Raw genomic sequence first — 13359 nt, 5'->3', positions numbered from 1 at the left:
GACGATGTAGTCTGGAGTGACTGAGCGCTTGGGGTTGACCGCGGGAACTTGGTCGGGTTTTTCCGGTTCGGACGGCTGGCCGATACGCGCTAATGACGAATTGATGCTGGCAATAAGGTCCGGCAATGAGGAGACCGGCACTGAATTCTTGCTCACATAAGCCGCAACGATATCGGCGGTAAGCTCCATCAGCGCGGTGGCCGTATTTTGGATTTCGTCAGTCACTTCATGGCTCCGGACTTCTGCAGTGAAATCCCGATCTATTACTTATCGGCTAAAAAAACCAGTAGAGGGAGGATACTAAATGCCAGGCGCTAATAGTGATGAATGTTAAAGCGCCAATCAGAATGCGGAACCACGAGAGACGGTGGATTGATTGGGCGCGGCGTTTTCTTTGTATGACCAGGAAAGCGGCTTGAGGCTCACAGGCGGATGCATTTAGATTTGGACGAGTAGGACCTACGCATGACATTTTCGAAAGACCCGCCGCCGGAGGTTAAGCCCCAGAAGGATAAGGCAAAGACTGGATCTGAATTGGACCGCGTTCCAAGTGCGGGAGCCATTCGGGTCCGCAACGGACTCTCTGTGTCAGAAAAAGACATTGTGGAGGCGGCTAAATACGGGGGCAGGGAGCGAGAATCCTCGTCGGATAGCGACTAGGCAAAGGGGGCCAAGAATGCAGGCTCTGACCCATATCACACGTCGCAATATTGGACGGTGTCCAGAAGTGATCGCAGTCGTTTCTAATTGAACACGGCTGTTTTTTCTTGCGCGAACGCTCTACGCGGGCTCTAGCTGGTTCTCCTTTCAAAGGGGATGTAAGTCTTGGACGTAAAACAGTCAGTCTTCCAAAGCGATCTCCCTCTAAAGGAGAAACTCGAGCGCGCCAGGATGGAGTTGCTCGATCTTTCCGCCCGCAATCGACTTTTGAATGTGCCGCGGTTTTCCAAGAGCGCGAAGACGATCGATATCGTCGATGAGAAGTCGTCCGAAATTTATCGATTGCTGGTGACCGAAGGAAAGGCTTTTACCTTCCTGGCCGGCAAGCCCGATAGGCCGAAAGCGGGCCAGGATGAAAGCAGCCCTCCAGACGAAGAGATCGACTATTCCCCCGTCGCTCTCGCCCAACCAGAGGACGATGGAGTCGATAACAGAGGGATATCCGCGCGGCACTCGGACACCAAGCTGCAGACGCGTATGACCCCAACTGGGCTGCAGCGGCGGCTCCTTGATCTCTACCATGATGCCCGCACACTCGAGGAAGAGCAGGGCGTCAATATCCTCTTTCTGGCCCTTGGAATGCTGAAGTGGATTGACCCGAACAACAAAGAGAACATCCGTCAGGCCCCCCTCATTTTGGTGCCGGTTCGGCTTGAGCGAGGGGCCGCTGGAGAAAAATTCCGCCTACGAGCCCGGCCGGAAGATCTTACCGCAAACCTCTCCTTGGAACTCTATCTCGACCGCATTCACAAGCTCGCTCTGCCGCGTTTTGAGGTGGGAGATGACTTCGACGTCTCGGCCTATCTCGATGCCGTTGCCGAAGCAATTTCGACCAAAGAGGGTTGGGAGGTGCTTCGCGACGATATGGTGCTCGGCTTCTTCTCGTTTGCGAAGTTCTTGATGTACCGTGATCTGGATCCGGATCTCTGGCCCGATGGCGCAAAGATTATCGAACAACCGAAGATCCGCTCGCTTCTTTCAGATGGTTTCGAAACACGCGAGCCGCTTATGTCGGACGACATAGCGATTGATCCGCACATTGCGCCCGCCGAAATGTTGCATATCGTCGACAGTGACAGTTCTCAGACACTGGCGATCCATGACGTCAGAAAAGGTCGCGACCTCGTTATCCAAGGTCCGCCTGGGACAGGAAAATCGCAGACGATCGCAAACATTATTGGGTCGGCCGTTGCCGACGGAAAGACCGTGCTGTTCGTGGCCGAAAAGATGGCAGCGCTGGAGGTCGTCAAGCGACGGCTTGACACTGCTGGGGTGGGGGACGCCTGCCTTGAGCTGCATAGTAACAAGGCGAACAAGCGCATGATGCTAGAGGAGCTGCGGCGAACCTGGCAACTCGGATCGCCCAGGGGCCAGCTTCCTTCTTCCCTAACTGATCGCTTGCTGGAGGCTCGCGATAAACTCAACGCACATGCTGCACGAATGCACGTTGCGTTCGGAGCGTCCGAACTCACTCCTTATCAGGTTCTCGGCCAGCTAACCCGACTAAGGCAGGTCGGTCAGAAACCAGTGGACATCGAACTTACGGATGCCACAAGCTGGACAACTGACGGCGTTTCGCAACGTCGCAAATTGCTCGATGAGGTCTCTCAGCGGATCAACGAGATCGGCTTGCCGATCCACCACCCGTGGCGGGGAGTTGGCCTGGATGTCGTTCTTCCAACGACCATTGAGAGGCTCGTCCCACGCATCGCGGCGTTGCTGGACCAAGCCAAGGCACTGCACGCCAAACTGGTCGGTATCGCTGAGCGGATCAAGGCCGAGCCTCCGAAAATTCTCAGCGACAGCGGCGAGATAGAAGATCGCGCTGAGCTTCTCGCGTCCGCGCCTGGACTTCCTGCCGAGGCGCTCGTCTCGCCGGTATGGGATGAGCGTCCGAAAGACATTTCATCGCTTCTCTGGTCAGGAACGGATTTCGCCCGCAAGTCCGAGGAACTTTCGGAGCAGTTGGCGGCAACGGCTATCGACACGCCAATTGAAGGTCTCGAGACAGAGCTTGCAAAGCTTCCCTCGGAATTTCCGAAAGATGGTTTCCATCGTGCGCGACAGCTCACCATTCTGCTCCCACGCTTGAGGGAAGAAGCTGAGCGCCTGAATCAGGAACTCGGATCGGCGATATTGCCAGACACGTTGGCAGGCTTGCTCAGGCTGGCCGTGACCGGCGAGCGAGTAGCGGCAGCACCTGACGCAAGTCCGGAGGCCTTCGCAGCCACCGTTTGGGACTCCGGACTTGAGCAGGCAGGCGACCTTGCCGACAGCGTAGCGACGCTTGAGGCTGCCAGAGCCGACCTTCAGGGCAAGGTTGTTGACGCGGCGTGGAGCACCGAGGTGGCCGCGGCGCGGCAGGCGCTCGCCACACACACGGGAATATTGAAAGCATTGAACGGCGACTACCGTCGCGCCACAGCACTTGCGCGGACTATTGTGGTCGACCCTAGCGCGCCTGCGACGCAGATAGTTGGTCTCCTCGACCTTTTGATGAAGGGTCAGGCTGCCGCAGCAAGAGTCCGCGAAGGCGACGCTTTTGGCCGTTCCGCCTTCGGGGCAGATTGGCGTGGGGAGCGATCGGCTTCCGCGCCACTGCTCGCGCTAGTGGAGTGGATGCGGACTCTACGAGGGCTAGGCCCCGAACCTCGGATTATCGCCGGCCGGATGGCGGAACGCTCCGAGGCCGGTGCGCGTGCAGCGCGCGTTCGCAAGGTTATCGAAATCGGTCGGCCAATTATCGAAGGTTTCTGGAACGATCTCGGGCACCTCGCGTCATCCATGCTAGGCGACGTGGCTTCCGCCGAGCGGGCCTCGCTGCAACTGATGGAAGCGAAGGCGAGCACTGTAGCTCAAGCCGATGATGCGTCACGACAGGTTCTGACTGACGTTCCGGATCTAATCACTGAGCGGGTGGAGCTACTGCGCCGACTAGGCAGACTACAAGCACTTGCTCAAGGGATCGATGCGGGAGAGAGCCTTGGCAAGTTCGTATTCGGCTCGTCGTGGCACGGTCGAGGATCCGATTGGGCCGCTCTCACGCAAGCCGAGCTTTGGCTGAAAGAAAATGGCTCGATCCGACATCTGGCTGCGCGGTTGCCTGAAAGAATCGAGATCGCAAACTCGGCACGTTCAGCACGTGAAGCGGCCCAAGCGGCAGCGCGGGAATTGAAGGCGCTTACAGGGGATTTGAAAGCCGATGCTCCCTCCTTGTTTGGAGTAGTCGATTTTCCGGACGTCGCGATAGGCGAGGTCGTTTCTCGGCTGCAGGGTTGGCTCGATCATCAGGAGCAGCTCTCGAAATGGGTTGCCTATGAAGAGCGATCCGAAACGGCCCGAAAGGCTGGACTGGGACAGTTGATAGACGGCCTAGCCAACGGCCAGATTACAACAGGATCGGCTCGATCAGTTTTTGATATGGCCTACTACGAACGAATGTTTCTGGCGATGGCGACCGATGAGCCGGAGCTGGCAAGGTTCGACGGGGAACTGCATTCCAGGGCTGTACGTGACTTCGCAGATCTGGACCGCCAGCGCATCAAGGCCGGCGCCATCGAAGTTGTAACGGCTCATCACCGGAAAATTCCTTCAAGAGACGGCGGAGCTGGACCTGTCGGACTGCTTCGTTCTGAGATGGCGCGCAGACGAGGCCACATGCCCATCCGGCAATTGATGCAGAAGGCAGGCCCTGCCATCCAGGCGCTGAAGCCAGTGTTCATGATGAGCCCGCTTTCGGTGGCGCAATTCCTGTCGCCCGGCCGGATGTCCTTCGATCTGCTCGTGATGGACGAGGCGTCTCAGATCCAGCCCGTGGACGCACTTGGCTCGGTCGCCAGGGCCAGTCAGGTGGTCGTCGTTGGCGACGAACGCCAACTGCCACCCACGACATTCTTCGCGAAGATGACAGGCTCGCAGTCTGAAGATGACGAGGGTGAGGGCGCGCAGGTCGCCGACATTGAAAGCATCCTCGGCCTGTTCACGGCCCGCGGCTTGCCGCAGCGTATGCTGCGCTGGCACTACCGTAGCCGTCACCAATCTCTAATCGCAGTATCGAACAGCCAGTTCTACGAGAACCGGCTTTTCATCGTGCCAAGCCCTTATACCCAAGAGGCAGGTATGGGGTTGCGGTTTCATCATGTGCCGGAGGGGGTCTTCGATTCCGGCGGCACAGGAACCAATCCGGTAGAGGCGAGAGCAGTAGCGGAGGCGATCATCCGTCATGCGAAGGTGAACCCGCAAGAGACTCTAGGCGTTGCAACATTTTCGGTTAGCCAACGCCGCGCGATCCAGGATGAACTCGAAGCGCTGCGGCGACTAAATCCCGACACCGAGGAATTCTTTCACGCTCATCCAAGCGAGCCATTCTTCGTCAAGAACCTCGAAAATGTTCAAGGCGATGAGCGCGACGTGATCATGATCTCGGTGGGGTATGCCAAGAATGCCCAGGGATACATGGCCATGCGTTTCGGCCCTCTTGGCGCGGAAGGCGGCGAGCGTCGGCTCAACGTCCTCATAAGCCGCGCCAAGCGCAGCTGCGAAGTATTCGCGTCCATCACAGACGAGGACATCGACCTGGAGCGTGGCAAAGGGAAAGGCATCTTCGCCTTCAAGCTCTTCTTGCACTACGCGAGAACAGGGCGAATTTCGCTTGCCCAAGTCACGGTTCGCGAAATGGATTCAATCTTTGTAGAACAGGTAGCCAACGCGCTGATCGAAATGGGTTATCAGGTTCATGCTCAAGTGGGCATTGCCGGCTTCTTCATCGACCTCGCAGTTGCGGATCCAGAGAGGCCAGGCCGCTATATTCTTGGCATCGAATGCGATGGCGCAGAATATCACTCATCTCGCTCGGCCAGAGATCGAGACCGGCTTCGGCAGTCGGTTCTGGAAGACCATGGTTGGATCATCCATCGCATCTGGAGCGCTGACTGGTTCCAACGGCCTCGTGAGCAGCTGGAGCGAACCATACTAGCGATTGAGGCCGCCAGAAAAGAACTCGATGAGCGGGCCGAATTGGGGGTCCAGAGAAATCGAGCTGTAGCCGTGCAGGTTGTTACGGTCGACCGAGGCAACGTGACGGAAATCGGTCTCGAAAGCACAAACGGATCCGAGACACCCAATCGAGCCTACGAAGAGGCCGAACTAAAGCGACCGGGATCGTTCGAACTCCACGAGACGCCCAGCGGAATCATGGCCGGACTGGTCGAGCAGGTCGTGGCTACAGAAACGCCAATCCATGTCGACGAAATAGTTTCGCGTATTCGGGACGCCTGGGGTCTGCAGCGGGCCGGTGGCAGGATTCAGGATGCAATCGAGCGGGGGGTAAGCATAGCACAGAGAGGTGGTTCAGTAGCCCGTCGAGGCAACTTCTGCTTCAAGCCAGGTGTTCCTGTTCGTCTCAGGGATCGCAGTGGGGTCGTGTCCGCTGGATTGCGCAAGCCCGAAATGATTGCGCAGGACGAGGTCGCCCAAGGCGCTATGGAAGTCGTGAAATCCAACCTCGGTGCGACAGAGGAAGAAATCGCCACAGGCGTTGCCAGGATGCTGGGCTTCAAAGCCACAAGCGCACAATTAAGGCAGCTGATTTCAGCTGGGGTCGCCGATTTGGTTGCCAAAGGAGTGTTACGGTCCCAAGACGGCTTGTTGGTGGCCGGCGAATCCGCGAGCGAGAAATTAGCTGAAGTGTAACGGGGCGCTGCAGCGCCCTCGTTGCAATTTCTGTCGAAGCTCGGAACACCTCTTTTGCTGGCGGAGGCCGAATGGCATTTCGATTCGTACACACGGCCGATATTCATCTCGACTCGCCGCTTCGTTCGCTGGCGATGCGAAATCCCGATCTTGCCGGGCTGGTGGGCGACGCCAGCCGCCAGGCATTCGTTTCGATAGTGGATCTCTGCCTTGAGGAACGTGTGGCCGCGTTGGTCATTGCTGGCGACCTATACGATGGCGACCAGACTTCAATGAAGACAGCGCGGTTCTTGGGCGCGCAGATGACACGCCTGCACCAGGCCGGCATCATGGTTTTCAAGATCCGCGGTAATCATGACGCCCTGTCGCGGATTTCCAAACAGCTGGTATTTCCCGACACCGTTACCATCTTTGGTGGTCGTGCTCAGTCGGTATTGCAGACAGCCGGCGGTCTGGACGTCGTATTCCATGGTTTGAGCTTTGCGAACCCTAAGGCGCCGGACAGCCTGTTAACCAAATATCCGGCGGCTCGTGAAGGGGCCGTCAACATAGGCATCATGCATACCAGTCTGGCTGGATCGCCAGGTCACGACGTTTACGCGCCCTGCAGCATCGCTGACTTGCACGCCCACGGTTTCGACTATTGGGCCCTCGGCCACATCCATGCTCGCCAAGTCCATCCTGGCGCCAGTGCCGTGGTGATGCCGGGAATACCGCAGGGGAGGGATATCAACGAGGCCGGTGAGAAATCAGTCACCCTGGTGACGGTGCGCCACGACCGTTCGGTGGAGATCGAGGAACGGCTGACCAGCGTTGCGCAGTTCGAACGGGTGAGCGTCGACCTTACCGGAGCGGTGGAGTGGCCCGAGGCCGTCGCGCGTGTTCGCTTCGCACTCGAAGAGATGCGGGCAACCGTCCGATCGCGTCATGCTGTGGCTCGCATTGGCCTGACAGGAACGTCACCACTGATGTGGGCGCTGATCCGCGACAGGGACCTCCTTCTTGCCGAAGCCGAACAGGCTGCGGAACAGCTAGGCCATACGTGGGTGGAGAAGCTCGAGCTTGACCTCGCGCCGCCTCGGACGGAGACCGCCGAGGATATTGCTGATCCGATTTTCGAACTCGAGCAATCAATGCGTGCCGATGCCACCTCGGAGGCCTTCCGCGCTGAGGCGAGGGCGTTCGTCCAAAAGATGGTCGCCGACCTTCCGGCCGACGGGCGGGATTTTGCTGGGACGGACGAAGCCGGGCTGGAACAGTTCCTCGATCAGGTGCTTTCCAAGGGCGCGGACTTGGTGACTGCCCGCCTTAAGGCCGGTGGATCGTCATGAGGTTGCGGCGCCTTGACCTCATTCGTTATGGAAAGTTCACCGATCGTTCGATCGACTTCGGACCCAAACCGGAATCCGGACCTGATCTGCATATCGTGTTTGGCCTGAATGAGGCCGGCAAATCGACTGCGCTTTCGGCCTATCTAGACTTGCTGTTCGGCATCGAGGAACGGAGCCGCTACAACTTCCTGCACGAGTACAGTGCCATGCGCATCGGCGGGGTGCTGGAACTGGCCGGCTCCGAACACACGTTCACGCGTACGAAACAGCGCAGTAATTCGCTATTGAATGCGACGGGCCAACCGGTAAGCGAGGTGGCGATCACGGCGCATCTCGCCGGTCTGTCGCGCGACGCCTACACGACGATGTTCTCACTCGATGACGAGACGTTGGAAGCCGGCGGAAAATCTATCCTGGAGTCGCGGGGCGACCTCGGCAAGCTTCTGTTCACGGCCAGCGCCGGTCTTGGGAACGCAAGTGATACGTTGAACGCCCTCGAGGCCGAAGCAGACGCTCTGTATCGGAAGCAGGCGCATGGAACCGAACTGGCGCTGTTGAAGAAGCGCCTTGTTGACGTAAAGTCGCGCAGGGATGCGATCGACACCCTTGCATCAACCTACGAGGGCCTGGAGGCCGAACGTCTCGATGCAGCGCAGCAGTACGGCCGAACCATCAGCGATCGGGCGGTGCTGGTGGCCAGGCTGGATACCTTTGCTCGTTACGTGCGTGCTGCGCCGATGCTGGCGGATATCCGGCGCAAGATTGCCCGGCTGGATCAGCTGCCGGACATCGCCTCCCCAGCCCGGACATCGACGGGAAGTGTCACCGAACTGATCGATGACGATGCCAGCCTCAGAACGCGGCTGTCCGCAAACATCGACGAGACCGAGCGCCTGGCGGAAAAAGTCACTGCGGTCGACGAGGACGAACCGATCCTGTCGATTTCCGAACGCATTCGCGGGCTGGCGGAGAGCAAGGTGCGCCATACCGCGGCTGGCTTTGACTTGCCCACTCGCAGGATGGAGCTGCAAATCCTCAACAACAGCGTGGCGAGCTGCCTTGCCGCCTTGGGCCGATCTTCCGAGGCGGATCCTGGCGCGCTGCTTCTGCCTGCCGTCACCGTTGGCGTCGTTCGCGCCATGGTCGAGCAGAGGTCCGGGATTGCTACCGGGATGCGTGCCGCTCGCGACGAAGCCGCGGCGGCACTCGATGCGCTGCAGGTGGCAAGGCAGCGGGTCGGCGAGGAAAGGGCGGTGCCCGAACCTGCCAGGGCAAGGCTGGGCTCGGCTTTGTCGAAAGCGCGAGCAAGCGGACACCAGGCAGAGATTAGGACGGCTCGCGAGGCGGAAGATGCGGGAACAATCCGATGGAAGGCGGCGCTCGCGCGCTTGCGTCCATGGAACGGAGATGCCCTCGCTCTCGCCAACGTCGCGGTTCCGAGCGCCGGGCAGATTGCCGCCTGGAAGACGGTAGCGTCAGAACTGGCAAGGAACACCGCCGTACTTGCCGAACGCCTTGCTGAATACGAGGGCAACCATGCCATGCTCGCCGCACGATTGGATGCCCTTCGTGCCTCGGGCGACATTGTCGACGATGAAGCGGCTACCGCCATCCGCCGAGTTCGCGATGATGCGTGGGCAACGCACCGCGCAGCGCTGACCGGTGACACCGCTGACGACTTCGCCGTGGCATTGGCGCGCGATGACATTGCCAGCGCAGGCCGGCTGGCCGGCGCGGCGGATCTGGCTGAGATCCGGGCAACTACGCGCGAGCTGGCCGAGGCCGCGGCCAACCTGTCACGCAACGGCATCCAACGCACACAGCTCGGCAAGGATGTGGATACCCAATTGTTGGAAATCCGCGCGGCCGCCAGGGACCTGCTCGGAGACGCCGTGGAACCTTCGTCTGAGCGCCTGATCGAAAGGATCGAGGATCAGATCGAGGCGCGCAGCGATGCGCTCGCTGCCTGGGAGCAGATCGAACTTGCTCGCTTGAAGGCCGAGCGAGCCGCTGACGCCGGCGAGCAGATACGCTTGGAAATGAGAGCAGTGCTGGGAAGCGTCGGCATTGTATCAGAGTCCAACGACACCCTCGAAGCAATCATGGCCATCGCGGAGCCGTTTCTGGATCGGCAGCGCAAGGTGGACGCCGAGTATGCCGAGGCGCTCAGAATGGTGAGCTCCAAAGAAGAGGATCTAGCGGCACGACGGGTTGCAGTAGGTGTGGCGGAGCGTCGCGAGGAGGAATGGCTGGCCGGCATTACCGAAGCACTCAAGGGAACTTGGCTCGAAAGCGGGCTCTCCGCATCCGGCGTCGGCACTGTGCTCGATCAATTGGCCGAACTTTCAAGAAGCCTGCAGGAACGGGACGACCTGCAGCTGCGTATCGACAAGATGGAGGCCGACAGGGCCAATTTTCTGGTCGAGGTCATCGCCGTTGCGGTTGAAGCCGACGAGCCGACGAAGGATACCGACCCGGAGCAGTTGGCCATCCGCCTTGCCGAGCGCCTAGAGCGTGCCGAGCGGACACGTGAAACGAAGGCAAGCCTCGGCAACGACCTGAAGCGCCTCAAGGAGGCGCGCGACATCCTCGACACTGAGATTTTGGCACACGAACGCCGCAAGAACGAGGTGCTGGGCGTCTTTGGTGTCGCCACTCTGCCCGAGGTAGTCGAACGCGATGAGCTGTTGCGTGAGCGCGATGGCTTGCGCACCACCGTCGCCGAACTTGAGGAACGGATAGTGGCGGAGCTCGCGGTCGACGGATTCGAGCAGGCCCGCTCGATCCTGGACGCGATCGATTTCGACGGCCTCGCGGTCGAGAAGGCTGAGGGTGAGCAGCGGCTTCGCCTGTTCGATGAAACCATCCAGCAACAGCTGATCCGGCAGACGCGCGCGGCCGACAAGCTGGACGCCATCGGCGGTGATAGTGCGGTTGCACGCCTGGATGCTGAACGGCGCACAACCCTGCTGGAAATCGAGGAGAAGGCCGTTCGCTACATAGAGCTGAAGCTTGGCATCATGTCGGCTGGCAATGCTTTGCGGATCTACCGTGAGAGCCATCGCTCCGGCATGATGGCGCGCGCATCAGACGCGTTCAAGCTAATGACGCGTGGCCAGTATTCGGGGCTGACAACCCAGCCTGTAAGAGGTGGTGAGGTTCTCATTGCTGTGCAGGGTGACGGGCAATCCAAGGTCACCGAAGCGCTTTCAAAGGGTGCACGATTTCAGCTGTACCTTGCCCTAAGACTCGCCGGTTATTACGAGTTCGCGCAATTTCGGCCCTCGGTCCCATTCGTCGCCGACGACATCATGGAGACGTTCGACCATATTCGCTCGGAGGAGGTTTTCAGGCTGTTCGGAGCGATGGCAAACACAGGTCAGGTCATCTACCTGACGCACCATAAGCATCTATGTGAAATAGCTGAGGCTGTCGTACCGGGAACGAGGATCCATCAACTCGCACAGTAATTTTCTCCGGAATACGTGAACGAACCAGTGAAGGACGCCGAATTTGACGGCAAGTATGCGCCCAAAGTCAGACGTTCCGGCAAACTTCGCGTTCGTCCAAAAGCGGACATATCGCCCGAGCCATAGACGGCCCCGATGTGCCCATAATGGACGTCCTGCAAATTCATTGTCCTGCCGAATCTGGACTTCGAGAGCTGGCCCTAAACAGCAATTGTATCGCGCCTAGCCGTCCTATCGCCGGGGCGCCAATTGTAAACAACGGCGAACTATACCAATATCGTTACTGGCTTCTTCCGGTGCGACTCGGGAGAACGGGATGGGCAATGAACGCGAAGACGCAAACGGGAAAACACAGCGCCGCTGGCCAATACCTCGGCTATGCGCTTCAACCTGTACGCCTTTGCTTTCACCTGCTCAACGCGCCTAGCGGCGCCTTGGTCTCTCTTGAACATTTAGACGATGTGGCGGTTCACCTGGTCGGCGGCGAAGTCGTTCTTGAGCAAAGCAAGAGCGCACTGAAGCAAAATCCGATATCCGACTGGGCTGCGGACCTGTGGAAGTCTCTGGCCAACTGGCTCAGCTTCATGGCGGCGGGAGAGATCGACCCGGCGACCAGCCATTTCCGGCTATATGTCACACCGGTGAAGGCGGGTGCCTTCGCGATCGCGCTGAACGACGCGAAAACAGATGCCGACGTGGAGGCGCTGGTCGCTAACCTCGCCAAAGCCCACAGCAAGCTGAAAGCTGCACCGGCATGCGACGCCGACGTCCAAGCTTTCCTGAACGCTGATGCGGCTCATTGCGCCGCCTTGGTCAAGAATCTCGCCGTTATCAGCGTCGATGCAGATCCCGTCGATCCGATACGCGCGATCTTCAAGCCGACGGTCTCTCCGCTCATCATCGACCTAGTGTGCGAACGCGCGATCGGCGCTGCGAAGGAGGCGGCGGACAGGCTGATTAGAGCTGGCAAGCCCGCCATCTTGGACGTGGACGCGTTTCAGGCCGAGCAAAGAGCATTTGTTCAGAAGAACAACCTTCCAGGGCTGCTGTCGTCTTTCACCAAGCAACCGCCTGTCGAGGCCATCGAACAATTGATCGCCGACCGTCCCGCCTTCGTCCGCCAACTCGAGCTGATCGAGGTGGGAGACGAAGCGTGCGTCCGGGCTGTTAGCGATTACCTTAGGACGCTCGCCGACATCTCGATCTGGGGCGAAAGCGGGCTAATCTTTGAGAAGAACCTAAGTGACTGGGACGATGATCTTGTCGGTCGCTATGAGCACGTCAGTGCAGAGGTGCACGACATACAGGCCGGACACCCCGCAACGGTTCGTGGTAGAATAGTTTACAGGCGCTGCGCGCAGTTGCAGCCTCCACTCGATGGTCGAGTCGTCCCCGGTCATTTCGTCCACGGATCATTCAACGCCCTTGCCCACGGCCTGCGCCTCGGCTGGCATCCCGACTACCAGACTCTTTTGGAGCCAGCGACTTGATTGAGGCTGGCCGATCGCACCTACCGCTCAGCGACCTCGCCCTTGTCCAGAATCCAGGACTTGGGGCTTTCGCATTGTGGCAATTTGGCCAAGGTTTCCAGGCTGAGGACGAACGTCCAGCGCCGTTCGCCTTGGCGTTTCTCGTGCTGCCAATCGTCCTGCATCGCGCAACGCTCGAAATCGTGACTTCGACAAACCGACCCTCTGGACTGGCGCTCTTCGCGGCCAAGCTCGGGAAGGAACGGGAACAACTCCTCGCCGTCCACGAGCGAGCGCTGCTGCTGCGTACTCTGACATTGCAATCGGCCGCTGTCGGTGTGAGCGGGCGGCTGCTGTCCGTGGATTACAAGGATGCTACTTTAAGAGCAAACGTACCAGAACCGAAACCGAGGAGGCTCGTCCTTCCAGAGCGCGTCAAGCACCTCGGACCTGCCTCGGAGAAATTGGGTTTCTGGTTTTCGAACCTGGGGACCGCGCAGGTGGCCAACCTGTTACGGGTGGAGTTCTAGATGTATTTCCAGCTTCGAAAACTGATCCTTTGGCCCCGCAATGGTGCAGCGCCGCGGGTCGTCAAGTTCGAGCCCGGTGTCGTCAACGTCATCAGCGGCGCGTCGAAGACCGGGAAGTCCGCCGTTATCCCTATTGTTGATTACTGTC

At 59.2% G+C, this 13359-nt stretch carries 6 protein-coding genes; 5 read left to right on the top strand and 1 reads right to left on the bottom strand.

All coding sequences use genetic code 11. The features are described 5' to 3' along the window. Positions 1–225 (bottom strand): MucR family transcriptional regulator (locus tag EN893_RS04070; RefSeq protein WP_348632458.1); only part of this gene is annotated, 225 nt, incomplete at its 3' end. A gap of 600 nt (positions 226–825) precedes the next feature. Here EN893_RS04070 and EN893_RS04065 point away from each other — a divergent pair. The 5 genes from EN893_RS04065 to EN893_RS04045 all read left to right on the top strand — a co-directional run bounded on the left by EN893_RS04065 (position 826) and on the right by EN893_RS04045 (position 13211). Continuing rightward, on the top strand, positions 826–6411 hold the full coding sequence (locus EN893_RS04065) for a DUF3320 domain-containing protein (RefSeq protein ID WP_063169424.1): 5586 nt from the start codon (positions 826–828) through the stop codon (positions 6409–6411). Positions 6412–6482: 71 nt separating this feature from the next. After that, positions 6483–7742: a DNA repair exonuclease gene (locus tag EN893_RS04060; protein ID WP_063169423.1), complete on the top strand. Its 1260-nt coding sequence runs from the start codon at positions 6483–6485 to the stop codon at positions 7740–7742. Continuing rightward, the gene (locus EN893_RS04055; RefSeq protein WP_063169422.1) at positions 7739–11212 is read left to right on the top strand and encodes an AAA family ATPase; all 3474 of its coding nucleotides are present in this window, start codon (positions 7739–7741) and stop codon (positions 11210–11212) included. The genes EN893_RS04060 and EN893_RS04055 overlap by 4 nt, the downstream gene beginning before the upstream one ends. A gap of 323 nt (positions 11213–11535) precedes the next feature. Beyond that, positions 11536–12702 carry an ABC-three component system protein gene (locus tag EN893_RS04050; RefSeq protein ID WP_063169421.1) on the top strand — a complete coding sequence of 389 codons (1167 nt, stop codon included), beginning with the start codon at positions 11536–11538 and terminating at the stop codon, positions 12700–12702. Next, on the top strand, positions 12699–13211 hold the full coding sequence (locus EN893_RS04045; protein WP_063169420.1) for a three component ABC system middle component: 513 nt from the start codon (positions 12699–12701) through the stop codon (positions 13209–13211). The genes EN893_RS04050 and EN893_RS04045 overlap by 4 nt, the downstream gene beginning before the upstream one ends. The last annotated feature ends 148 nt before the right edge of the window (positions 13212–13359 follow it).

Source organism: Mesorhizobium sp. M7A.F.Ca.CA.004.04.2.1 (assembly GCF_004022825.1).
Classification (GTDB): domain Bacteria; phylum Pseudomonadota; class Alphaproteobacteria; order Rhizobiales; family Rhizobiaceae; genus Mesorhizobium.
Note: the sequence above shows the minus strand (reverse complement) of the source record. Positions and strands in the feature narration are given on the sequence as shown.